Genomic DNA, 21,105 nt, shown 5'->3' on the forward strand with positions numbered 1-21,105 from the left:
CCGCTTCAACGGCGTCGAGCGCGATCGCGCGGTCATCGTGCTCGGTGGCGGCGGCGCGTTCTACTCGTCGGTGGAGGAGACGCCCCGCCAATATGCCTCGGTGATGTTTACGCCGGAGATTGTCGATCGTGGCTGGCCGCAGGCGGGTCTCCATTTCAGCATTCACGAAATTTCTCAACGCGCGCAGGATCGGCTGCGCGAAGTGGTGAGGCACATCCTGCTCGTGACCTCGCAGCCGACCGATGATGCCCCGTTCGCCAGCGGCGAGTCGATCAAGGAGACGCTGCTTGCCGCGATCGACAACGCCTTCGCCGAGATTGTGCCGGCCAAGTGGACGACGCGGGCCAACACGACGCGCCAGTTCAAGGTCTTCAACGACGCGCGCGCAATTCTGGCAGGCGACGTGGCGCACCCGATCTACAGCGGCGAACTCGCCAGGCAGATCGGCGTGTCGGTGCGCACGCTGCATGACGCCATCCAGCGCTACCGGGGCGTCAGCCTGCATCGCTATTTGCGGTTGCGCCGGCTCTGGCTGGTGCGCCAGCAACTGCTGGCCGGTGCGCCCAGCGTCAAGATGTGCGCGCTGGCCTACGGATTTTGGCACTTGAGCGATTTTTCGCGCAGCTATCGGTCGCAATTCGGGGAAGCGCCATCCGAAACATTGGCCGCCTCGCGCCGTCCGGGCGCCACCCGCGCCGATCCGTCCCGCGGACACGGTTCGTAACCATCGATCTGAACGGAATCTTAACGGCCGCCGACGAGCCTGTGGGTACGATTTCACCAGAGGCGACGGCAATGCATCCCCGGAGATTTGCGCGTGTTCGTCCGAGCGGATGCGTGTCCAGTGTGGTCAAGCTCCAGCTTGAACCGAAGGCGCCGCTGATCGAGTGCCGGCTGGTGGACTATTCCGCCGGCGGGGCCTGCCTGGAATTTGCCAAGCCGACCCAATTGCCGGAGCGTTTCGAAATGTTTCATGGCAACACCCGGAAGCGTTGCCGGCGGGTTTGGAGCAGGGGTGTGCGGGTCGGCGTATCGTTCTGAGGGCGCCCGCCGATCAGGGGCGATCCACCGGCCAATAGCCGTTCGGGCCGCGCCCTGCGCGACCCGATGGTTTGTCCCGATTGAAGTCTGTCCCGATGAGGGGTGAAAAGGCGTCGGCGAGAGGCTCAGGCGCCGCTCTGGCACTTCTTCATGAACGAGGTCTTGGCCGCGCCGGCGAGCTTCTTGCCGTCGGAGCCGACTGCCTTGGTCTCGCAGGCGTCCGTCGTGCACTTCTTCATGAACGAGGTCTTGGCCGCGCCGGCCAGCGGCTTGCCGTCCTTGCCGACGGCTTTCGTCTCGCAGGAGGCGTCCTGTGCAAATGCCGAACCGGCGGCAAAGGTCGCGATCACGGCCGCCAAGAAAATCCGCTTCATCTGGGTTCTCCCTAAACCAAACCAGTGGCCGGATTGGATACGGGATTCTTGGCCCGATCAAGTTCCCATGGCCGATTTTGTCGATAAAATAACCCGATCAGATCAAGGAAATTCCGCGCGCAGCGCGGAACAAAATCGGGGAAGCGCGGAATGGAATTCGAGACGCTGGTACAGTCACGCAAAAGCGTGCGCGGGTTCAAGAAGCAGCCGGTGTCGCGGGCGACCGTCGAGGAGATCATCGAGGTGGCCAAGCGCGCGCCGTCCTCGATGAACACCCAGCCCTGGCACGTTCACGTCCTGACCGGGGCGCCGCTGGAGGAAGTGCGCCGCCGCAACATGGAAGAGATGGTCGCCGGTGCCAAGGTGAAGCGCGACATCGTCAGCCATGGCGAATACCAGGGCGTGCACCGCGGCCGCCAGGTCGACATCGCCAAGAAGCTGTTCGGGGCGATGGGGATCGCCCGCGACGACAAGCCGATGCGGCAGGACTGGGTGCTGCGCGGCTTCCGCCAGTTCGACGCCCCGGTGTCGCTGGTCCTGACCTACGACCGGATCCTCGATCCGGGCGCGGTCTGCCATTTCGATCTCGGCGCGCTCTGCTACGGCATCGTGCTGGCAGCCTGGGATCGCGGCCTTGGCAGCGTGATCAACGGCCAGGGCATCATGCGCTCCGACATCGTGCGCGAGGTCGCCGACATCCCGGAAGATGAGGTGATCATGACCTGCGTCGCGATGGGCTATCCCGACGACAGCTTTGCCGCCAATGCGGTGCGCTCCGACCGCGAGGCCAACAACGATTTTGTCCGCTACGTCGGCTTTGCCGATTAGCGCCGCGTCGATCGCTTGCTCAGGGGATAACAACCTCGTGCGTCGCGATCGGCTGCGCGATGCACGGGCGTGTCCGGCGCATTGGCGTACGCGCCGACCACGCCGCGGGATATTGAATTCCGCGCCGTGAAACCATCGCGCGAGCGTGAGCGTGGCTGCGCGTTTCCGCTATTCTCGCCGGTAAAAAATGCGCTACTGGTTTTTTGAAGCACAACAGCGCGGGCGAGGAATCCCAGATGAGCGACGATGAACAGACAGCTATGATCCGCGAGACCGTCGCGAGATTCGTCGATCGCGAACTGATCCCGCTCGAGCCGCACTATCTGAAATCGAAGCTGCCCGGCAGCGATCACCCCGAGCTCACGTCGGAACAGCGCAAGCGGCTACGCGACGTCTCGAAGGAGCTCGGCCTCTGGGGCCTCGATGCGCCCGAGGATCTCGGTGGCCACGACCTGCCGACGCGCACGATGGCTGCGGTGCACGAAGAACTCGGCCGCAGTTGCGTGCCGTTCGTGCTGCCGCCGGACTCGCCGAACCTGCGCATGCTGCAGGCGGTCGGTACCGACGCGCAGAAGAAGAAATATCTGCAGCCCTATATCGAAGGCCGGATGGCCTCGGCGATCGCGATCTCCGAGCCCGGAGCCGGCGGCGATCCCGCGGGCATGAAGACGCGCGCGGTGCTCGAAGGCGAACAGTGGGTGCTCAACGGCCGCAAGATCTGGATCAGCAATGCGCGCGCCGCCGACTTCATCATCGTGATGGCGCGGGTCGGCAACGATCAGCGCCAGGGCGGCATCACCTCCTTCATCGTCGAGAAGGGCACGGCGGGCTTCATCATCGAGCGCGAGATTCCGATGGTCGGCGGCGGCTCGACCTATGAGATCGTGTTCGAGGACTGCCGCATCCCGAAGGACTCCGTGCTGGGCGAGGTCGGCAAGGGCTACGCGCCGATGCAGCTGCGGCTGCGCACGCGGCGGCTCGAGATGGGATCGACCTGCGTCGGCATCACCAAGCGTGCGCTCGACATGATGTGCGAGCACGCCAAACAGCGCGAGACGTTCGGCGTCAAGCTCGCCGAGCGCCAGGCGATCCAGTGGTGGATCGCCGATATCTCCACGCGCATGCATGCGTGCCGGCTGATGGTGCGCGAGGCCGCCGACAAGACCGACCGCGGCGAGGACATCCGCCACGAGGCCTCGATGATCAAGGTGTTCGCGACCGAGATGGCCTATGACGCCTGCGACCACGCCATGCAGACGCTCGGCGCGCTCGGCGTGACGCTGGAATTGCCGCTGAACGCGCTGTGGCAGAAGGCCCGCCTGATGCGGGTCTACGAAGGCCCGAGCGAGGTGCATCGCCAGGCGATCGCCCGCCGCGTGCTCGGCCTGCGCGGCGGCTAGCAGGGCGCGCGGCCCTCAAGCAAACCCGTCATTGCGAGCGCAAGCGAAGCAATCCATCGTGCCGCAGTGGAGACATGGATTGCTTCGTCGCTGTCGCTCCTCGCAATGACGAGGAGAAAACCTGCCACGTGGTCGCCACGTGGTCTCGATTACGCGGCCCGCACGTCGGACAGGAAGCGGTTGACCTGGCCGGCGAGGTCCTTGGACTGCGTCGAGAGCTGTTCGGCCGCGCCCAGCACCTGGTTCGCGGCGCCGCCGGTGTCGTCCGCGGCGCGCTGCACGCCGGAGATGTTGGAATTGACCTCCTGGGTACCGCGCGCGGCTTCCTGAACGCTGCGCGAGATCTCCTTGGTCGCCGAGCCCTGTTCCTCGATCGCGGCGGCAATCGCGGTGCCGATCTGGTCGATCTCGGTGATGACGTCGATGACGCTGCGGATCGCCGTCACGGTCTCGTCGCTCGCGGTCTGGATCGCGGTGATCTGCTCGGAGATCTCCGTGGTTGCCTTCGCGGTCTGGCCGGCCAGCGACTTCACCTCGGACGCGACCACGGCAAAGCCGCGGCCGGCCTCGCCGGCGCGGGCCGCCTCGATGGTGGCGTTGAGCGCCAGCAGATTGGTCTGTGCCGCGATGCTCTGGATCAGCGTCACGACGTCGCCGATCTTCTGCGCGCCCTCGGCCAGCGAGCGCGCGGTGTCGCCGGTACGCCGGGCATGATCGACCGCGCGCGCGGCGATCTCGGTCGAGGTCGCGACCTGGCGGGCGATCTCCGAAATCGAGGAGGTCAGCTCCTCGGTGGCGCTCGCCACCGTCTGCACGTTGGTCGAGGTCTGATCGGACGCCGCGGCGACGATTGCGGCTTGGCGGTTGGTGTCGGCGGCGGTTGCCGACATCGATTGCGCCGTGTCCTCCATCACCGAGGATGCCGCGGACAATCCGCCGACCAGTTCGGTGACCTTGGCTTCGAAGGCGCGGGTCAGATCGTCGAGCACGCGGGCGCGGCGCATCTTGACGTCGTTCTCGGCTTCCTTCTCGGCAGCGAGGCGATCGGCTTCGATCTTGTTGTCCTTGAACACCTGCACGGCGGCGGCCATCGCGCCGATCTCGTCCTTGCGCGCGGCGCCCGGGATCGTCTCGGCAACTTCGCCCGCGGCAAGACGCGACATCCGGCCGGTGAGGGCCGCGATCGGGTTGAGGATGCGGCGGCGGACCATGACGATCAGGCCGGCACTGACGGCAACGACCGCGAGCAGCCCGATCAGCGCCACCACGAAGCTGAAGCGCGCCGACGAATAGGCGCCCGCAAGGCCTTGCTCGGCGTTCTCGTAGAATGCGTCGCGCACGGTGATGATGGAGGCGAGGCCGATCTGGGATTCGGCGTAATAGGTCTCGACGTCTTGCTCATACTTGCCGGAGATCGCGCCTTCCTTGGCGAGCTTCAGCGCCTTGCCGAAACGCTCGACGTAGTCGGCCTGCATCTTGCCCAGCGCCGTCAGGACATTGGCTGATGTCGCCGGATTGTTGCGCAACTCCTGCAGCGTCGAGAGGATCTGCTCGGTGCGGCCGGTGCTGCGGAACAGCTCCAGCTTTTCCTGTTCGGTCGCGACGCGCTTGGCGCCGACCAGCGCCTTGTGCAGGCTGGCATTGAGGCCGCCGGTGTCGCGCAGCGTCCAGGCGACATTGGCGTAGCTGGCCTGGCGGTAGGCGTTGCCGTCAAGGCCGGCGAGGCGGCGCACCTGCTCGTCGAGCAGCACGGTGACGCCGGCGTTGAAGACGGAGTTGTCGGCGACGATCTTGGTTGCCGCCGGACGGCGGGCATCGACCGGACCTGCGATCGCCTTCTCGATCGCGTCGCGGAGCGCGACGAACTTGGCCTTCAGCGCATCGATCGCGCTCGCAACCGCTTCGCCGTCGTCGAGCGAGCCGGGCAGCGTGGCGCGGACCTGATTGACCTTGGCGAGGGCGCCGTCGGTCAGCTTGCGCAGCTTGTCGAGATCGGTGATCTGCTTCTGGTCGATCGCACCGGTGCTGAACAAGAGGTTGGTGGACATGCCGCGTTCGGAGTTCATGTAGCGCGGGATGTCGCCGACGGCGCGGACGATTTCGAGCCGGCTCTGCGCGGTCGAGATCTTGTCCATGGTCTGGTACTTGGTCACCGCGACATAGGCCGCCAGTCCGCCGCCGACCGCGGACAATGAGACGATCGCGGCCGTCAGGAGAGTACCGATTTTCATGGGATGCGCGCCATTCTTGACGAGAGAGGGGTGGCCTCAACCGTAGCGGGCGTGCATTAAGCTTGGGTTTATGATGCGGGAGCCGCCGCAACGGCCCCGGCCGTTTGGTCCGAAAGTCGAAGGCGCCGCGTCGCCCGGCCGCGCGTGGCGGCGGGCGTGACACGTCAGTGCTCGTCGTCGTCAGCGCCCTTGGCCGCGGGGCGGTGCTGGGTGGCGCCGTTCGAGCCCGCTTCGCCGCAGGGGAGTTGGTTCCAGGTGCCATCGGCGGCCTGCTGATAGGCCTGGCAGCCGGACGAGGTGGTGGTCGTGGATTTGTCGTCGGCCTTCTGCCGCTCGGTACTCTTGCCCAGCGCGGGCGTGGCAACGGCAGCGATGGCTGCGAGCGAGCCTGCGAAAACCAGCTTTGCGATCCGCATGTCGGTTCCTCCTTCTCGAAGCGAAAACATATCCAGAAAACAAATCTGGCGATTTTTGGCCACGGCGAAGGGCCTGCGACGAATTGCTTAATGCTGGCGGAACGAGCCGGCATGCCGGTTAACACTTGTGCGCGGCGGCTCACCGCGCCCGCGCCGCAGGACGCTGTTGCCGCACCGTGCTAGGATCGCCCCATGACCCACCGCATACTCGTGTTCTACGGCTCCTATCGCTCGGATCGCATGGGCATCCGGCTGGCACATTTCGTCGTCGACGGCCTTCGTGCCCGCGGCAACGATGTCGAGTTGATCGATGCCAAGGAGGTCGGCCTGCCGATGCTCGACCGGATGTACAAGGAACATCCCAAGGGGCAGGCGCCGGCCGTGCTCGAAACGCTCGCCGGAAAAATCCGCGACGCCGACGGCTTCCTGTTCGTCACCGGCGAATACAATTGGGGCATTCAGCCCGGGCTCAAGAACCTGACCGACCATTTCCTCGAGGAATGGTTCTGGCGTCCCGCGGCGATCGCAAGCTATTCGGCCGGGCGGTTCGCCGGCGTGCGTGCCGCGACCGCCTGGCACGGTACGCTGTCCGAGATGGGCATGGTGGTGGTATCGAGCACGATCGGTGCGGGGCCGATCGCGCAGACGCTATCGGCCGAGGGCAAGCCGATCGGCGAGGGCGGCAAGGCGCTCGAACGCGCCTTTCCGCGCTTTGCCGAGGATTTTTCCTGGTGGATCGAAGCCGCCAAGGCACAGCGGGCGCGCAAGGCGCCGCCCTACTGAGCGCAGGTCTGCCAATCCCGGGAGTTTCGCGATCATGAGCCTCTTCACATCGCCGTTCGATCCCGCACGCGAGACAGCCCTGGTCACCGGCGCGGGCAACGGCATCGGCCGCGCCATTGCGCAGGCCCTGGTCGGCGAAGGTGTGCGGACGGTGTTTGCCGATCTGTATGAGGACAGGGTACTGGCGGCGATCAAGGCCGCGCCGCGTCCCGAACTCGCGGTCGCGTGGGCCGGCGATCTCGCGCAGCACGCGGCGTGCGACGCCCTGTTGGCGCATGCGCAAGCCTCGCTCGGGCAGGTGACCCATTTCGTCCACAGTGCTTCGCCGCCGCGCCGCGAAGCCGATCATGCGATGGCCGTCGATCAAGAGATCTGGCGGCAGATGCATGCGGTCAATCTCGATGCCGGCTTTCATTTGTCGCGCGAACTGGCGCGCAGGCTGATCGCGGCGAAGACGCCGGGCTCGTTCCTGCTGCTCACCTCGCTGCATGCCGGCACGCCGCGCAACCTGCCGCATTACTCGACCACGAAGGCCGGCATGGCGATGCTGGTGAAGGAGCTTGCCAAGAGCTGGGGCCGCTATGGCATCCGCGTCAATGCGCTGGTGCCCGGCGCGATCGCGGCCGGCGGCTTCGTCGCCGATCCCGCGCTGGCAAAGCACATTCCGCTCGGGCGGCTTGGCCAGGCGGACGATCTGGCGCCGATGGCGCTTGCCGTGCTCTCGCACAAGCTCTCGGGTTACGTCACCGGGGCGTCGATCGTGGTCGACGGCGGCCTGTCGCTGACCAACTGGTTCGCGCCGCCGGAGCTCGATTGAGGATTCTTGTCTGACGCGTTTTCTTCACGCGAACCGGTGCCCATCCCGCATCAAGTGCGGGACAGGCTTCGCTCGAAAACGCGTTCTATTCCTTCGTCCTGATGTAACCCGCGAGCCGCGTCTTCTGGTCCTGGCACCAGGTCGTCATGCTGCCGGCGCGGCGCTGATCGAGGTCGGTGGTCTGGGTTGCGATCGCGACTTCCGTCATCAGGTCGTCGGCCTGCTTCTCGCCCATCTTGCCGCCGGTATGCATGAAGGCGATCGCCTTGCGCACCTTCTCGGTGGTGCCGTCGGGCAGATGCATGTCCTGCGCCCGCTGCACGAGGTCCTGATAGACCAGATCGGTGCCGGGGCACTCGACCTTGGCGGCGAAGGCCTGCAGCACCATCGTGACATAGGCCGCGCGCGGATCGGCATGGGCAGGGGTTGCTGCGACAATCAGGCCGCCGATCAGCAGGGCGTAACGCATGAATTTCCTCCGGAGGTTTTGGACGTTTTTTGTGAAGCTAGCGTCCAAGGGAACCGAGTGCAACCGCCAGGACACACTCACGGAAAGAACCGATCAAACGGACGTGTTCCAACCTGCGCTGCCACGATTTGAGCACGATTTCGGCAGCATGTGGCACAAGTTGACGCAGGGGAGAATGATCGTGTCAAAGTTGGGGCTTGCTGCGGTGCTGGTGGGATCGCTTGCGCTTGGCGGCTGCATGCAGGCGACGCTGTCGCCGGCGACGGATGTCGCGATGACGTCGCGCGATCGGCAATTGCTGGCGCATCCGCCCTATGCGGATGCCAAGATCCCGCAGCAGTTCCAGCGGCACATTGTCGAGTACACCCGTCGGGAGCAGCCGGGCTCGATCCTGGTCGATACCGACGCGCGCTACCTCTATTACGTGCTGCCCGGCGGCAAGGCGATCCGTTACGGCGTCGCCGTCGGCGAGGAGGCGATGGCCTTCTCCGGCGTCGCCACCGTCGGCCGCCTGGCCGAATGGCCGGATTGGGTTCCGACCCAGGATATCCAGGAGCGGCTCGGGCCGTATCCGAAGCGTGTCGCCGGTGGACCGGCCAATCCGCTCGGCGCCCGCGGCATCTACCTCTACCAGGGCAACAAGGACACGCTGTATCGCATCCATGGCACCAACCAGCCCGAATATATCGGGCAGGCGATCTCGTCGGGCTGCATTCGCATGACCAATGGCGACGTGATCGACCTTTATCAGCGGGTCAAGCCGGGCGCGACCGTGGTCGTTCTGCCGCCGGGACAGAGCGCGTAATTCGAATACAAAGTGTATTGCGGCCGATCGCGTCATCGCGATCGGCCGCAAGCTTTTTTAAAGGTCGGTCGGGCTTCAGCGCAGCGGCATCGGCGGCCGAACCACCGGGCCGCCATCATCCGCGTCAACAACCGAGGACTGCTGCTGCACCGGCCGCGGTGCCGCAACCGCCTGCGGGGCGGCGGCGGGAGCCGGCAGCGGTGCTGCTGAAGCGGGCGGTGGAGGCGGCGGGATATAGGCCTGCGCCGGCCGGCGCACCGGCGGCGGCGCAACGGCGGCATGCGGCGCCGCCTGCGGCGTGACCGCGGCGCGCGGGCGCGGCGGAGCGACCGGCCGCGGCTCGACGGCCCTGGTCTCGGTCGTCTTAGCGACGCGCTGTGCCAACTGATCCTGGCCGGCCTTGAGCTGATCGATGCTGGTCTTCAACTGCTCGATCTGCTGTCCCATCGACGCGAGATCGCGCGCCATCGATTGCAGCAATTGCGTCTGGTCGGGTGCCGCTGCGGCTGGTGCCGCCGCGGTAGCGGGCGCAACCGGCGCTCCTGCGGCAGCCGGTGCCGCGGCAGGGGCGGGCGCCGGCGCGGCCGTGGCGGGCACGGCCGTGGCGACGTCCTGTGGCGGAGTGGCCGGTGCAGCTTCAGCTGCCGCCTGATCGGTTGTCGCCGCCGGTGCTGGCGGCGCACTCACCTGATCCGAGGCGGAGGCTGCCTTGCCTGGGATCAGCGAAGTCAGTGCAGCGATCTGAGGCGCCCACTCGGCGGCGATCTGCTTGGCGCGATCGCCGTAGTGCTGCCACGCCGCGGTGCCCATGGCGCCAGCGATCGCGAAGCAGAACCAGAAGGCGCGGATCGCCCATTTGCTGGTGGGGCGCGGCGCGCGGTCCAATCTGATGTCGTCCAGTCGGCCGTCATGGCTTGGCGCGCTATAGGCCGGCTCGGCCGCCACTGACATTGGCGTGACCGGCGGCACCGAGGCGACGGCCGCGACCGGGGGTGTGGACGAAGGCGCGAGGCTCGAGCCGAAATAGGGCTCGCGCTGCCCCGGCGCTGTCCTTCCGGCAGGCGCGGCGGCGTTGTCCGGGCGTACCGGAGCGAAGCTCGGTTCGATCGCGAAAATATCGTGTGGATCTGCGTCTTTCAGTGTCGATTGCATGGCGGTCCCCGTTTCATTCCAAGGTCAACCGCAAATGGGCGGCCGGCAAATTTACGCTCTGTATTGACCCCTGACCCTGTCCCCACGACTCCAGTCCGGTTTGACCAAAGCAAGGCGAGAGGGTGGAGAGGTTGGGGAGTTTCGGGAACCCAAGCCGGGGACGAAGCGCACGAACGTCCACGGCCTCTCGCGCAGCGCCCCTACCGCATTCCGGATGAAAGCTCCCTGGGTTGTGTGGCGCATCCACCACACCCGAGGGCAAATCGCATGGCGTCCGGCACCTCCGACCGTGCTCCGCCACCGTTCCGCCCCGATTGGATTCGGCTGATAGGCCGTTGGATTTTCGGCTTGGGCTGGGGGCGCAAGTTGGGGGTGCAACATGTCACGCGACGATGCAGTCAACTCGTACGTCGGCGTCAAATGCAGCGCGCATGGTGCTGCGGCCCCGATCCCGTTTGCGCATGCCCAAAAGCCGCTCCGGCTACTTGCCGTGATGATCGGCGCGGCGTCGCTCGCGGCGTGCGCGCAGTCCTCCGTTGTCAGCCAGCGCTCACAGGCGCTAGCGAGCCGGCCTGCGTCGATCGAGCCGACGCGGGCTGCGTCATCTGCGACACGCACACGTGTCGCCACGGCGCGCAAGCATACGCCGTATGCCTCGCGCAGGACCGGCCACACCAAGATTGCGTCGCAGGGCGTCGCGAGCTTCTACAGCGAGGAGCAGCCGACCGCGAGCGGCGAGAAGTTCGACGGACGCGAGTTGACCGCCGCGCATCCGACATTGCCATTCGGCACCAAGCTGCGCGTGACCGACGTCAAGAGCGGTCGTTCGGTCACCGTGCGCGTCAATGACCGCGGACCCTACGTCCCCGGGCGCATCGTCGACGTCTCGCATTCTGCGGCGCAATCGCTCGGCATGATCGGCAAGGGCATCACGAATGTCAGGCTCGACGTGGTGCAGTAAATAGCGTGGCGCAAGCCAGGTTCGGGATTTTTGCCAGCTCGATCGGGAAAAAGTCCCGGCGTTGCGCGCGCTTTAATCCTGTTGTCCGAATGACGGCGGCAAATAGAATTGTTGCCGCTACTTCCCCGCGCTCTCCATTTCCAGGCGCGTGGATTTCTACCCAATGAACCTTCCCCGCCTTGGTGTCCCCCCAGGGCGGGGTTTTTCTTGTGGCCGCCATGCGCGCCGCATGCGTCGACAGGGCGAGCCGGCGCCATAACCTCCGTTCTGCTTTGGAGGGCGGCCATGCCAAACAACAATCAAGAAACTGACGGCTTCGCACGCTCGAGGACGGCAGAGGCACGCACCGGATCGAGGTCGGCCTCGATGCGCCGCGCGAGGGCACCGCGACGATGACTGGCAACAAGCTGCATCACGAGTACCAGCCCGACCTGATGCGCGTGGTCGCGAGCGGCAGCTAGCGCGACCTGCGCACGTTCGTGATGACCTGGACCTGCGTGGAATCGGCGTTTCGCGACACCGTGACCTGCACCTTCGAGGGGCCGCAGATGCGATTCGCGCGCAGCGTCAACTCATTGGCGCTGGATATGCCGACCTTGATGGGAAAGCTCGCATAGGCGCGACCGAACGTTGCGCGCTGGCGGATCCTGCGCCGGCGGTTCCACCAAATTGTCACAGTCCCAGCGAAATCCGGCCCAAAGCCGCTGCCAACAAACGCCGGATGGACCAAGTCGGCGAGGGACAAGCGTTGGCCTACAAGATGATCGCAGAACGCGAGAACGAAACGGTCAGGATCGAGCGCGAGAGCACCTTCATCATCATCGCCAAGGCCAAGGTCTGGGCGAGCGAAGGGTGGCAGGTGGTGATCACCGACAAGGACGGGAAATCATACCCGCCCGAGGAGTTCGACAAGCTGCTCGCGGCTTGACGCCAAAGCGCGATGAGTTCGGGTTGAAGCTTCATCGCGCTTTAGCTCTTCAGTTAGAGCATGATCTCCTCGGAAAACCGCTTCGCACTTTTCCGGATCATGCTTTAGCGTTGCGCTGACACCAGCAGCATCATCGGCCGTTCGAGCTCGTCGGCCAGTTCGGGCGCGGCCTTGACCTGCTCCCGCGTCGGGCAGAATTCCTCGACATGGCGCAGCGTGAAGCCGGCGGCGATCAACGCGTTGATCGTGGTGCCGATGGTGCGGTGATATTTCAGCACGCCCTTCACATACCAGTCGGTCCGGCGTTCGCCTTCGATGAAGTAGCGGTTGACCGGCCAGGTCTTGTGGCCGTCTTCGTCCTGCCCCCAGTCCGGATGGACGGCCGCCATGTAGACCGGATGCTCGACGGTGAAGACCAGATGCCCCTCCGGGACCAGCGCGCGATACAGCATGCGCGCCAGGCGATCGAAATCCCTGATGTAGTGGAAGGCGAGGGCGGAGTAGGCGAGATCGAAGGTAGATTTCGGCAGCTCCAGCGTCTCGAGGTCGGCGATCTCGTAGGTGATCGCCGCATCCTGCGTCATGGCCGCGGCGCGGCCGATCATGTTCTGCGAGAGGTCGATGCCGAGCACGTCGGATGCGCCTTGCTCGCGCATCCAGCGCGACACCCAGCCGAAGCCGCAGCCGAGATCGACCACGCGCTTGCCCGCGACATCGGGCAGCATGGCGCGGATCGCCGGCCATTCGGGCGCACCGAGCAGTCCGCGGACCTGCCGCGGCAGCTGGTTGTAGCCGGCGAAGAAGCCGGGATCGTCATAGATGTTCTGCGCCATGGCTCTCTCTGTAGCCGCCGCCGCGCCGGGTGGGAACCGCTGATTGTGGCGCGCCCGGCGCGCTGCTGGAACCAGACGCGGCGCTCGGTGGTTTCTGATGTCAGCAGTCGACAGCCGAGGAGAGCGCCATGTTAGCCGAGATGCAAATCCACACCATCGCGCGGCAGATGCTGTTGAAGCACGGTCCGCAGGCGATCGCCCAGGCCGCGCAGAACGCCGTGGCCTGCGAGAGCAAGGGCGAGACCGACGACGCGCGCGACTGGCGCCATATCGAGGACGCGCTGAAGATGATGCGCGGACCGCATCAGAGCTGACGGCGGGCGGGGCAGCGACCCCGCCGTCGCGCAACAACACTGGGACCGCGCGAGGCGAGCGCGGTCGCCGCAGATCTAACCGACGGACGCTAGCCCGCCCTGCGCCACCGCGGCACGGGATCGAGCGGCGTGCGGTAGAGCTCGCGCCGGTCGATGTCGGTGACGCGCACCGCGCAGCCGCGCGCCTTCAGCTCCGGCTTGACCTGCGACAGCTCGTTGGCGAGCTGGTCGGCGCGGTCGGAGGCGAGACTGATGTCTTCGAGGATGATGGTTCCTTGATTGCGGAACTCGTCCCCCACCACGAGATCGAAGGTGTAGTACGGCATTCCGAAGTCTCCGTTTCGGTTTGCATCACAGGGTAACACTGAATCGAGCATTCCCTAAGATGCGTGGCGCACAATCAACGTGCGATCGGCGCAAAAACGATGTGCAGCGCATCAAGCACGACGAACGAACAAGCCACGCCGCACGGCGAAGGAGTCCTTTGAACCAGCTCACCGCCATGCCGTTAAGATTTGATTAAAACAGTCGTCGCAAGCTCAGGACCAAGTGGAATCGCAGCGGAACCGGACTCCGGGAACCGGCAGCTGCAGGAGAAGGCCGGTGGCGTAACGCCCGCCGGCCTTTTCTCGTTGTGGATGCCGCGAAGCTAGTCGCGCAGCGCGGCTTGCCGCCGGGCGCGGCATTTCGGGCCAGGGGTCCGCGCATGTAATACAGTTCGGGGCGATAGGGATTGATGACGCCATCGATCAGCGCGACGCAGCGCGCGACGAGGCGGGCGAGGTGGCGGTCGCAACGGCTGCAGGGCAAGTTCCATCGCATTCATGGCACGCCCTCAATGCAGCTCGCCGAGGATGGCAGTGAACGGCAGCTCGAAGATCTCGGTTCCGATGTCGTCGGTGACGTGGACCGCCCAGTTGCGCCAGTCCTCCACACTCGGTGTCATGACAAAGCTGCGCGCCAGTTGCTCCGCATACACGCGCGCCTCCGCCAGATCCATGGCGGCGCCGGTGCGATCCAGGATGACGTGCTTGTCGTCGGAGCAGTGAAAGAAAACTGCAGACATTCTTCCGATTCCCATGCCGAAGCGATTCTCGCGCGTTGCAATAGCAGCGCGCGCGGGCACGGAGAATCCGGGTGATCCCCCATCGGTAAACTACGGGGATTCCAGACGATTTGAATCACGCGGCTGTGATCAGCCCGACGTCAGAAGATCGGCTCGCCGATCGCAACCTCGCTGCGCGGACCGAGCACGATCACCTCGCCGCTGGCGTCCTTGGCGCCGAGGATCAGGAGTTCCGAGGTGAAACCCGCGATGTTCTTCGGCCCGAGATTGCAGATGCACACGACCAGCGCGCCGACCAGCGCCGCCGGCTCGTAATTCGTGATCTGCGCGCTCGACCACATGATTCGCCCGGCGCCGACATCGACGCCGACCTTGTAGGACGGATTGCGGGCGCGGGGAAACGGCTGCACCTCGACGACCTCGCCGATCCGGATATCGAGGCGGGCGAAGTCGTCGTAGCTGGCCTGCGGCTTGAGCGGGGACATCAGCGCTCCTGGAACGCAAGGCGGACACCGAGCGCGATGTAGATCGTGCCGACCACGCGGCCCTGCCACTGCCCGATGCGGCGATGCCGACTGATCCACGGGCTGATCTGGCCGGCGGCGAGCGCCAGCAGCGAGGTGTAGACCGCGCTCATCACGACGAAGATAAGGCCGAGGGTCGCGAACTGCGCCACCGCCGAGCCGTGGCCGGGGTGCACGAACTGCGGCAGGAAGGCGAGGAAGAACAGCGCGGTCTTCGGATTGAGCATTTCCGCCCAGATCGCCTGCCGGAACGCGCGGCGCGGATCGACCGGCTGCGCCGCCGGCAAATCCAGGTCGTCGTTCTTCTCGAACAGGGCGCGGACGCCGAGCACGATCAGGTAGATCACGCCGGCATATTTCACGACCGAGAACGCCAGCGCCGAGGTCATCAGCACGGCCGAGAGGCCGAATGTCGCCATCGCGGTGTGGACGAGATCGCCGAGGGCGATCCCGAACCCGGTCGCGACGCCGACGCGCGCTCCGCCGGTGACCGAACGCGCGAGCACCAGCAGCACCGCCGGCCCGGGGATCAGGAACAGGCCGAGCACGACGGCGGCGTAGGTGAGGAGGGTGGTGATGTCGATCATGAAGACCTGTCCCGGATGTCAGGATGCGGCGATGGTAACCGCCGCGAAGCGCGGCTTCGGATCAAGCATCACGCCGGCGCTTTCGACAATGCGCATTTCCTCGGTCCCGCTCTGCGCCGTGCGCTCCAGCACGCCGTGGATGCCTGACGCAGCGTGGCTGAGCGCATCCGGCGTCGCAAGGCCGCGCGCGCGGGCGGCGACGAACAGCGCGGCGAACAGGTCTCCGGTGCCGGACGGGCTGATCGGAACCCGCGGCGTGCGCACGCGCCAGGCGCAAGTCTTGTCGGATTGAGTGCGCTCGATCGCCAGCGTCTCGATCTCGCTGTGCGGCGTGCCGGCCAGCTCGGCGCTGGTGACGACGATGGTCGCAGGTCCCCGCGCCATCAGCGCGCTCGCCTGCGCGACGACGTCGTCGATCGTCGTCGCGCGTGCGCCGCAGAGGAATTCGAACTCGAAATGATTGGGCGTGATGATGTCGGCGAGCGGGCAGAGCTGGTCGCGCACCAGCGGCGGGATGTCCGACCGCACGAACATGCCGCGGTCGCGGTCGCCGAGCACGGGATCGCAGCAATAGAGCAGGGCCGGGTTCGCCGCCTTCGCGCGCTCGACGAAGTCGGCAACGTCCATCGCGATGTCGGCCGAGCCGAGATAGCCCGACAGGATCAGCCGCGCGGCCTCGACCGCGCCGCGCTCCTCGATGCCGCGCAGCAGGTCGGCGACCAGCTGCACGTCGAGCACCCGGCCGCGGATGGTCGGATAGCCCGGCCGATTGCTGAGCAGCGTGGTCGGCACGGCGACGACATCGATGCCGTGCAGCTGGATCGGAAAGCTGGCGGCGCTGTTGCCGACATGGCCCCAGGCGACCTGTGACTGGATCGAGATGACGGTCATCTTGTGCGCATCACCCGAACAGTGCGGCGTAGATGACGTAGAGCCAGCCCAGGATACCGTGGATGATGGCCCACAGGATCGAATGGTTCTTGGTGTAGGAGATCGCGATCGCCAGCGCCGAGCCGAACCCCACGCCGTATTTCGCGCCCTCGACGCGGACGCCATAATATCGATTGCCGTTCATGGGGAATCCTTCCAGCGGGAGGGCGTGAGCGTGGAGACAGCGTAACCTGCCAGTTGCCGTCAGTTCAACGGCGGATTGGGATTCCGCGGCATTGCTAAGCTCGATCATTCCTGGGCAAAGCCCTCGCCTTTACTGCCGGCATGACGGTGATGGAGTCGGCGCGCGCATCTTCTCCATTCGCCGGGACGACATCGAACGTGTGGTGCGCTGCGAGTCATACATCCGCATTCTCGCGACATGTTTTGTCTGACCGCACCCATGGGCCGCGAGCAAAGGGCAGTAGGCGGAATATTTTCTTATTCTGATATCGACAGGTTTTGCTGAGTTGCCCGTGGGGCTGTTTTGTCGCAGGCGGCGCAGCCGGGTTTGATTTGCGGGTTCGCGTCGGGACCTCGTCTGTCACGCTGCGATCAACCGATCGTGTCGGATCGACGTGGAAGAAGATGCGTGGGTGGACTGTCCTGCATCCAAACGCTTGCCTCATGGCGTCGGAATAAGACGGCAGAGCGATCGATCATGATGTGAGCGCGAACCGATCGGCGGCGACGAACAACGCGCCGGCGCGCCGTATCCAACAGGAGCAACTGATGTCAGGGATCAAACAGATTGCGGCCGCGCTGACCGCGCTCGCCATGCTGACGGCGTCGGCCATGGCACACGAAGTGCCGGCGGCGGGCCCATCCGCGCTCGTGAAGAGCCATGCCGCCGCCGGCCGCTGGAGCGGCGGTCCGCCGCGCATGGCGGTCCCGCATTTCGGCGAGTCCGAGGCGCTGCCGCGCGACCAGCCCGGCGGCGTCTGCGATCACGGCGACAATGCCATGATCTGCTGAGCCGGATCGTGCATGGCGGTGATCTCCGGCGAAAGTTGCGCTAGCCTTGCTGGGTCGTCTCCCTCCAGCTCGCGAGCGCCGCCGCCATGCACATCCTCCGTCCCCAGTTTCGCATTGAGCAAGACCGCGCGCTCGCCTTTGCGGCGGCGCGCGGCTTCGGCGCCATCGTCGCCGCCGATGCACGCGGCCCGCGCGCGTCCCACGTGACGTTCGTGATCGAGCGGGGCGACGATCGCGTGATCGTGCAGATCCATCTCACCGCGAAGAATCCGCTGGTCGAGCTCGCCGACGGTGTCAGGCGCTTTCTCCTGATCGTCTCCGGCGATGACGCCTACATCTCGAACGACTGGTATGTCTCACCCGACAACGTCTCGACCTGGCTCTACGAGGCGGTGCATTTGTCCGGCGTCGCGCATCTGCGCGATCACGGCGAGAACCGCGGCCATGGCGACGCGCTGCTCGCGGTCTCCGAGGCGCGGCTGCAAAAGTAACCCTGGGACCTGACGCAGATGGAGCCCGGCAAGCGCGAAGCGATGCTGGCGGGGATCAGGGTGATCGACATCGTCGTCGACGAGATCGAGGGCCAGTCAAAGCTGAACCAGCACAAGAGCGATGCGGATTATGTCGCGCTGGTCAATCGCCTCGCGCGCGCGGAGGAGACGGCAAGCCAAAGGCTGGCGGAGAAGATGCACGCGCTGCGGCCGGAGCTTGAATACGACATTGGACCGTGCGGAAGGCGGGTCAGCTCCGTGTAACCCGGCGCTGTCTCTACGCGACAGAGGGCGGATTACGCTTGCGCTAATCCGCGCCATAGAGCCGATCGGCATCGAGTCCGCGAACGTGTTGTTAAGAATCGCTCCGCGCTGATTTGTTCGATTCCGATTCGTTCTTTGCGAACAAAATGGAGTCGAATGGGGAACATGTGGTGCGTGATCCATGTAGCCCGCACGAGCGAAGCGATATGCGGGCCTGACCACGTACTCTTGGAGCGGTCCCGGATGTCGCTTCGCTCATCCGGGCTACGCAGTCATGTGGTGGAGCGCCAGGAAGCTCACGACCTCGCTGTTGAATCGATCCGGCTGCTCGATATTGAGGATGTGAACGCCGGGCAGCAGGACAAGCTTGGCATCGGTGATTGTCGTGGCGATATCAGCGCTGTGGCTGGCCCGCGTGACCGTGTCGCTCTTGCCGCCGACGACGAGGGTCGGCGCCGCAATCAGCGAGATGACGCGGCGGAGATCGACGTCGCGCAGTGCGGCGTAACATCCGGCGAGACCGCGCGGCGGCGTGGTCAGCACCATGTTGCGGAATTCGTCGACGACCTCGTTCGGCGTGGCCAGCATCGCTGCCGGAAACCAGTTGCGCATGAAGCCGTCTGCGATTCCATTCATGTCCGTGGCCGCGAGCACCGCGCGGATCTGTTCGTCGAACGCCAGTTCGGACGCCAGATAGGACGAGGTGTTCGAGAGGATCAGGCGGTCGATGCGGTCAGGCGCGAAGATGCCGAGCCATTGCCCGACGAAGCCGCCGAGCGACAGACCGAGGAAATGCGCGCGATTGATGCCGAGGGCGTCGAGCAGTTCGACCACGTCGCGGCCGAGCCGGTCGATCGAGTAGGCGCCCACCGGTGCGTCCGACCCGCCGTGACCGCGGGTGTCGTAGCGGAGCACCCGAAACGACCGGCTGAGGGCCGGCATCGAACGATCCCACATGTGCAGGTTGGTGGCGATCGAGTTCGACAGCGCGAGCACCGGCCGATCGTCGGGACCGTCGATGCGGTACGCAATCCGGCAGCCATCCGCCGTGGTGAAGTGTCGATCGCCGCTCATCTCGTCAGTCCCTTGTGCTGGTGGAAGCCGGCAGGCTTCGCGTCGACCCAGGCTAGGACTCGCGCCTTCGAAGAAAAATTACTAAGATTGATCAATCTCTGTAAGGTTTTATGAACAATGGATCGGATCAAGCTGCACGATTTGCGCTGCTTTGACGCTGTCGCGACCGAGGGAAGCTTTCAGGCCGCCGGCACGGCGCTGAACCGGTCGCACCCGTCGGTGTTTGCGGCGGTCGCCCGGCTCGAACAGCAACTCGGCCTCACGCTGTTCGATCGCAGCGGATACCGTATCGGGCTGACGGACGCCGGCCGGACGTTTCACGCACGCGCGCAGGTGACGCTGCGCGAGCTCGATCTGCTGCGGGGCTATGCGGAGCAGCTTGCAGGCGGAGAAGAAGTCGTCCTGCGCATCGTCATCGGCGACCTGTGCCCGCGGCCGCCGGTGCTGCAGATGCTCTCGGCGTTCTTTGCCCGCTATCCCAACACGCGCCTGCACCTGGAATATGAGGCGGTCGGCGGACCGCTCGAGCGCCTGATCGATGATAACGCCGATCTGGTGTTTCATCGCGCGGAGCCGTCCGATCCGCGCTTCGAACAGATCAGGCTCTCGCGCACGACCATGGTGCCGGTCGTCGCTCCCGGCTTTCTGCCGTTTGCGTGGACGAAGAAAGTCACGCCGGAGCAGATGCGCCCGTTCACGCAGTGCGTCATCCGCGACACGGCGCGGCGAGCGTCGCCGGAAAACTTCTTCCTGATCGAAGGTGCGCACCAGTGTAGCGTGCCGGACCAGATGATGAAGAAGGAGCTGATCCTGCATCGTCTTGCCTGGGGCCATCTGCCCGCATGGCTGATCGAGGACGAGCTGCGGGACGGCAGGCTGATCAGCATCGCCGGACCGAATTTTCCGGGCCGCGAGGAAAATCTTGCGGCAGTCCGTCATCGCCAGCATTCGCACGGACCGGTCGCCGAAGCGCTCTGGCTTCACCTCAAAGGCTGGCGGCTCGCTCAGCGTGCAGGGCGGGCGACCCGACCGGTCCGCGCGAAGCGCGGCCGATAATGGGCGCGGAGTAACCCGACGCGGTGATGTCGTCGGTGGATGTCCGATTACGCTTGCGCTCATCCGCCGTACGAAGCGCCGCGGCATCGAATCGCGCAAACCTCTTGTTAAGAATCGTTTTGCGTCGATTTTTCGATTCCGATTCGTTCCTCGCGAACAAACTGGAGTCGGATCGGGAACGTGGCCGTGGTGCGACTCATCGATCGATCAGTGATGCGGGAGAACGCAGTGTGCCTGAGATGCGCCGCGGTGTTGCACGCCGAGAGCAATAATCCCATCATGATACAACATCGATTGTTCGGATGCGGTCGATGTATGTGCGTTGTTAACATCTGGATCGCGCCGATTTTCCTGATTCCGATTCGTTCTTCGCGAACAAACTGGAGTCGGATCGCGAACGCGATCGTTGTGCGGCCCACGGGAGCAAGGTGCAGTTTATGCCATAGCTTGCGCGACGATGCGGAGAGTTCGGCGCCGATCGCGCGAGGTTGCGAGGAACTATCGTGGAAATTGTAGTGAATCGTTGCCACGCGGCAACATCAAGGAACTATTTCAGGTAGCAATTCATCACGCCGCAATTATGTGACTGAATATTTCATCCCCAAGCGCTAGCGTGCAGTGGGGCCGATTTGTGGAGACCGCGGATGGATGCACCGCGAACTCGTTCGGCCTTGATTCCATCAACGATGCCAACCGAAGCCTCGGTAGGATCCAACCGACAGCACGCATGTTCCGCTCCGACGGAGCGATACTGGCAGACGCGAGTTCGTCCCTTCTTATTGGGGA

Annotated in this window: 26 protein-coding genes and 1 pseudogene; 13 read left to right on the forward strand and 14 right to left on the reverse strand. The window is 65.2% G+C overall.

From position 1 onward, the window contains the following. Positions 1-37 precede the first annotated feature (37 nt). A complete protein-coding gene (locus tag ACVMB1_RS11140) occupies positions 38-724 on the forward strand; it encodes an AraC family transcriptional regulator (RefSeq protein WP_349629106.1) in 687 nt (228 codons plus the stop codon). A gap of 71 nt (positions 725-795) precedes the next feature. Then, positions 796-1,041: a hypothetical protein gene (locus tag ACVMB1_RS11145; protein WP_076832093.1), complete on the forward strand. Its 246-nt coding sequence runs from the start codon at positions 796-798 to the stop codon at positions 1,039-1,041. A 125-nt stretch (positions 1,042-1,166) separates the two neighbouring features. Here ACVMB1_RS11145 and ACVMB1_RS11150 read toward each other — a convergent pair whose 3' ends face one another. After that, positions 1,167-1,415 (reverse strand): hypothetical protein, encoded by a 249-nt coding sequence (locus ACVMB1_RS11150; RefSeq protein WP_021079659.1) that lies wholly within the window; start codon positions 1,413-1,415, stop codon positions 1,167-1,169. 150 nt (positions 1,416-1,565) lie between these two features. Between ACVMB1_RS11150 and ACVMB1_RS11155 the strand changes: the two genes are divergently transcribed. Beyond that, positions 1,566-2,243, forward strand: coding sequence for a nitroreductase (locus ACVMB1_RS11155; RefSeq protein WP_141340487.1), 678 nt, complete (start codon positions 1,566-1,568; stop codon positions 2,241-2,243). A gap of 236 nt (positions 2,244-2,479) precedes the next feature. Next, complete coding sequence (locus ACVMB1_RS11160; RefSeq protein ID WP_016843936.1) at positions 2,480-3,643, forward strand: acyl-CoA dehydrogenase family protein; 1,164 nt, start codon at positions 2,480-2,482, stop codon at positions 3,641-3,643. A 149-nt stretch (positions 3,644-3,792) separates the two neighbouring features. Here ACVMB1_RS11160 and ACVMB1_RS11165 read toward each other — a convergent pair whose 3' ends face one another. After that, entirely contained in the window at positions 3,793-5,874 is a 2,082-nt protein-coding gene (locus ACVMB1_RS11165) for a methyl-accepting chemotaxis protein (protein ID WP_456816148.1), read from the reverse strand. A 164-nt stretch (positions 5,875-6,038) separates the two neighbouring features. Next, positions 6,039-6,290: a hypothetical protein gene (locus ACVMB1_RS11170; RefSeq protein ID WP_057019943.1), complete on the reverse strand. Its 252-nt coding sequence runs from the start codon at positions 6,288-6,290 to the stop codon at positions 6,039-6,041. Between the two features lie 192 nt (positions 6,291-6,482). Between ACVMB1_RS11170 and ACVMB1_RS11175 the strand changes: the two genes are divergently transcribed. Both ACVMB1_RS11175 and ACVMB1_RS11180 read left to right on the forward strand, forming a co-directional pair. After that, positions 6,483-7,073, forward strand: a complete 591-nt coding sequence (locus tag ACVMB1_RS11175; protein WP_057019944.1) for an NADPH-dependent FMN reductase — start codon at positions 6,483-6,485, stop codon at positions 7,071-7,073. 34 nt (positions 7,074-7,107) lie between these two features. Further along, positions 7,108-7,890: an SDR family NAD(P)-dependent oxidoreductase gene (locus ACVMB1_RS11180; RefSeq protein WP_141340489.1), complete on the forward strand. Its 783-nt coding sequence runs from the start codon at positions 7,108-7,110 to the stop codon at positions 7,888-7,890. 85 nt (positions 7,891-7,975) lie between these two features. On the opposite strand, the gene ACVMB1_RS11185 is transcribed toward ACVMB1_RS11180, so the two are convergent. Beyond that, positions 7,976-8,359, reverse strand: a complete 384-nt coding sequence (locus ACVMB1_RS11185; RefSeq protein WP_016843931.1) for a hypothetical protein — start codon at positions 8,357-8,359, stop codon at positions 7,976-7,978. A gap of 175 nt (positions 8,360-8,534) precedes the next feature. On the opposite strand from ACVMB1_RS11185, the gene ACVMB1_RS11190 reads away from it, so the two are divergent. Next, positions 8,535-9,164 carry a L,D-transpeptidase gene (locus ACVMB1_RS11190; protein WP_016843930.1) on the forward strand — a complete coding sequence of 210 codons (630 nt, stop codon included), beginning with the start codon at positions 8,535-8,537 and terminating at the stop codon, positions 9,162-9,164. 75 nt (positions 9,165-9,239) lie between these two features. Here the strand turns inward: ACVMB1_RS11190 and ACVMB1_RS11195 are convergent, their stop codons facing one another. Then, a complete protein-coding gene (locus ACVMB1_RS11195; protein ID WP_310884733.1) occupies positions 9,240-10,316 on the reverse strand; it encodes a hypothetical protein in 1,077 nt (358 codons plus the stop codon). Between the two features lie 379 nt (positions 10,317-10,695). On the opposite strand from ACVMB1_RS11195, the gene ACVMB1_RS11200 reads away from it, so the two are divergent. Continuing rightward, positions 10,696-11,277: a septal ring lytic transglycosylase RlpA family protein gene (locus ACVMB1_RS11200; RefSeq protein ID WP_143271147.1), complete on the forward strand. Its 582-nt coding sequence runs from the start codon at positions 10,696-10,698 to the stop codon at positions 11,275-11,277. Between the two features lie 457 nt (positions 11,278-11,734). On the opposite strand, the gene ACVMB1_RS11205 is transcribed toward ACVMB1_RS11200, so the two are convergent. Next, complete coding sequence (locus ACVMB1_RS11205) at positions 11,735-12,022, reverse strand: hypothetical protein (RefSeq protein WP_456848550.1); 288 nt, start codon at positions 12,020-12,022, stop codon at positions 11,735-11,737. A gap of 3 nt (positions 12,023-12,025) precedes the next feature. Between ACVMB1_RS11205 and ACVMB1_RS11210 the strand changes: the two genes are divergently transcribed. Then, positions 12,026-12,205 carry a hypothetical protein gene (locus ACVMB1_RS11210; protein ID WP_092113623.1) on the forward strand — a complete coding sequence of 60 codons (180 nt, stop codon included), beginning with the start codon at positions 12,026-12,028 and terminating at the stop codon, positions 12,203-12,205. Between the two features lie 104 nt (positions 12,206-12,309). On the opposite strand, the gene ACVMB1_RS11215 is transcribed toward ACVMB1_RS11210, so the two are convergent. Then, on the reverse strand, positions 12,310-13,038 hold the full coding sequence (locus tag ACVMB1_RS11215) for a class I SAM-dependent methyltransferase (protein WP_076832112.1): 729 nt from the start codon (positions 13,036-13,038) through the stop codon (positions 12,310-12,312). A 128-nt stretch (positions 13,039-13,166) separates the two neighbouring features. Between ACVMB1_RS11215 and ACVMB1_RS11220 the strand changes: the two genes are divergently transcribed. Continuing rightward, entirely contained in the window at positions 13,167-13,352 is a 186-nt protein-coding gene (locus ACVMB1_RS11220; protein ID WP_076832116.1) for a hypothetical protein, read from the forward strand. 89 nt (positions 13,353-13,441) lie between these two features. Here the strand turns inward: ACVMB1_RS11220 and ACVMB1_RS11225 are convergent, their stop codons facing one another. From ACVMB1_RS11225 to ACVMB1_RS11250, 6 genes are all read right to left on the reverse strand, one after another. Beyond that, positions 13,442-13,678 carry a hypothetical protein gene (locus ACVMB1_RS11225; RefSeq protein WP_016840755.1) on the reverse strand — a complete coding sequence of 79 codons (237 nt, stop codon included), beginning with the start codon at positions 13,676-13,678 and terminating at the stop codon, positions 13,442-13,444. A 509-nt stretch (positions 13,679-14,187) separates the two neighbouring features. Beyond that, a complete protein-coding gene (locus ACVMB1_RS11230) occupies positions 14,188-14,418 on the reverse strand; it encodes a DUF6894 family protein (RefSeq protein ID WP_028332292.1) in 231 nt (76 codons plus the stop codon). Positions 14,419-14,558: 140 nt separating this feature from the next. Continuing rightward, positions 14,559-14,903 (reverse strand): tRNA-binding protein, encoded by a 345-nt coding sequence (locus ACVMB1_RS11235; RefSeq protein ID WP_076832119.1) that lies wholly within the window; start codon positions 14,901-14,903, stop codon positions 14,559-14,561. Continuing rightward, positions 14,903-15,529, reverse strand: coding sequence for a LysE family translocator (locus tag ACVMB1_RS11240; protein WP_456848553.1), 627 nt, complete (start codon positions 15,527-15,529; stop codon positions 14,903-14,905). Before ACVMB1_RS11240 ends, ACVMB1_RS11235 begins: the two co-directional genes overlap by 1 nt. 18 nt (positions 15,530-15,547) lie before the next feature. Then, complete coding sequence (gene pdxY, locus ACVMB1_RS11245) at positions 15,548-16,420, reverse strand: pyridoxal kinase PdxY (protein WP_076832126.1); 873 nt, start codon at positions 16,418-16,420, stop codon at positions 15,548-15,550. A 10-nt stretch (positions 16,421-16,430) separates the two neighbouring features. Further along, positions 16,431-16,604, reverse strand: a complete 174-nt coding sequence (locus ACVMB1_RS11250; RefSeq protein ID WP_016840760.1) for a hypothetical protein — start codon at positions 16,602-16,604, stop codon at positions 16,431-16,433. A 587-nt stretch (positions 16,605-17,191) separates the two neighbouring features. Here ACVMB1_RS11250 and ACVMB1_RS11255 point away from each other — a divergent pair. Then, entirely contained in the window at positions 17,192-17,434 is a 243-nt protein-coding gene (locus ACVMB1_RS11255) for a hypothetical protein (RefSeq protein WP_057019953.1), read from the forward strand. An 86-nt stretch (positions 17,435-17,520) separates the two neighbouring features. After that, positions 17,521-18,189 (forward strand): annotated as a pseudogene (locus tag ACVMB1_RS11260) (FMN-binding negative transcriptional regulator). A gap of 264 nt (positions 18,190-18,453) precedes the next feature. Here ACVMB1_RS11260 and ACVMB1_RS11265 read toward each other — a convergent pair. Next, positions 18,454-19,263, reverse strand: a complete 810-nt coding sequence (locus ACVMB1_RS11265; protein ID WP_456848555.1) for an alpha/beta fold hydrolase — start codon at positions 19,261-19,263, stop codon at positions 18,454-18,456. 117 nt (positions 19,264-19,380) lie between these two features. Here ACVMB1_RS11265 and ACVMB1_RS11270 point away from each other — a divergent pair, with 117 nt between their 5' ends. Beyond that, positions 19,381-20,319: a LysR family transcriptional regulator gene (locus ACVMB1_RS11270; RefSeq protein WP_456814346.1), complete on the forward strand. Its 939-nt coding sequence runs from the start codon at positions 19,381-19,383 to the stop codon at positions 20,317-20,319. Positions 20,320-21,105 lie beyond the last annotated feature (786 nt).

It is taken from the genome of Bradyrhizobium sp. USDA 4504 (assembly GCF_054063995.1).

Coding starts and splice junctions, on each gene's coding strand:
- ACVMB1_RS11155 (WP_141340487.1), top strand. CDS start 1,566: ATGGAATTCGAGACGCTGGTACAGTCACGCAAAAGCGTGCGCGGGTTC.
- ACVMB1_RS11215 (WP_076832112.1), bottom strand. CDS start 13,038: ATGGCGCAGAACATCTATGACGATCCCGGCTTCTTCGCCGGCTACAAC.
- ACVMB1_RS11220 (WP_076832116.1), top strand. CDS start 13,167: ATGTTAGCCGAGATGCAAATCCACACCATCGCGCGGCAGATGCTGTTG.
- ACVMB1_RS11180 (WP_141340489.1), top strand. CDS start 7,108: ATGAGCCTCTTCACATCGCCGTTCGATCCCGCACGCGAGACAGCCCTG.
- ACVMB1_RS11255 (WP_057019953.1), top strand. CDS start 17,192: ATGTCAGGGATCAAACAGATTGCGGCCGCGCTGACCGCGCTCGCCATG.
- ACVMB1_RS11190 (WP_016843930.1), top strand. CDS start 8,535: ATGATCGTGTCAAAGTTGGGGCTTGCTGCGGTGCTGGTGGGATCGCTT.
- ACVMB1_RS11195 (WP_310884733.1), bottom strand. CDS start 10,316: ATGCAATCGACACTGAAAGACGCAGATCCACACGATATTTTCGCGATC.
- ACVMB1_RS11265 (WP_456848555.1), bottom strand. CDS start 19,263: ATGAGCGGCGATCGACACTTCACCACGGCGGATGGCTGCCGGATTGCG.
- pdxY (WP_076832126.1), bottom strand. CDS start 16,420: ATGACCGTCATCTCGATCCAGTCACAGGTCGCCTGGGGCCATGTCGGC.
- ACVMB1_RS11230 (WP_028332292.1), bottom strand. CDS start 14,418: ATGTCTGCAGTTTTCTTTCACTGCTCCGACGACAAGCACGTCATCCTG.
- ACVMB1_RS11160 (WP_016843936.1), top strand. CDS start 2,480: ATGAGCGACGATGAACAGACAGCTATGATCCGCGAGACCGTCGCGAGA.
- ACVMB1_RS11200 (WP_143271147.1), top strand. CDS start 10,696: ATGTCACGCGACGATGCAGTCAACTCGTACGTCGGCGTCAAATGCAGC.
- ACVMB1_RS11225 (WP_016840755.1), bottom strand. CDS start 13,678: ATGCCGTACTACACCTTCGATCTCGTGGTGGGGGACGAGTTCCGCAAT.
- ACVMB1_RS11145 (WP_076832093.1), top strand. CDS start 796: ATGCATCCCCGGAGATTTGCGCGTGTTCGTCCGAGCGGATGCGTGTCC.
- ACVMB1_RS11235 (WP_076832119.1), bottom strand. CDS start 14,903: ATGTCCCCGCTCAAGCCGCAGGCCAGCTACGACGACTTCGCCCGCCTC.
- ACVMB1_RS11150 (WP_021079659.1), bottom strand. CDS start 1,415: ATGAAGCGGATTTTCTTGGCGGCCGTGATCGCGACCTTTGCCGCCGGT.
- ACVMB1_RS11165 (WP_456816148.1), bottom strand. CDS start 5,874: ATGAAAATCGGTACTCTCCTGACGGCCGCGATCGTCTCATTGTCCGCG.
- ACVMB1_RS11270 (WP_456814346.1), top strand. CDS start 19,381: ATGGATCGGATCAAGCTGCACGATTTGCGCTGCTTTGACGCTGTCGCG.
- ACVMB1_RS11185 (WP_016843931.1), bottom strand. CDS start 8,359: ATGCGTTACGCCCTGCTGATCGGCGGCCTGATTGTCGCAGCAACCCCT.
- ACVMB1_RS11175 (WP_057019944.1), top strand. CDS start 6,483: ATGACCCACCGCATACTCGTGTTCTACGGCTCCTATCGCTCGGATCGC.
- ACVMB1_RS11240 (WP_456848553.1), bottom strand. CDS start 15,529: ATGATCGACATCACCACCCTCCTCACCTACGCCGCCGTCGTGCTCGGC.
- ACVMB1_RS11250 (WP_016840760.1), bottom strand. CDS start 16,604: ATGAACGGCAATCGATATTATGGCGTCCGCGTCGAGGGCGCGAAATAC.
- ACVMB1_RS11170 (WP_057019943.1), bottom strand. CDS start 6,290: ATGCGGATCGCAAAGCTGGTTTTCGCAGGCTCGCTCGCAGCCATCGCT.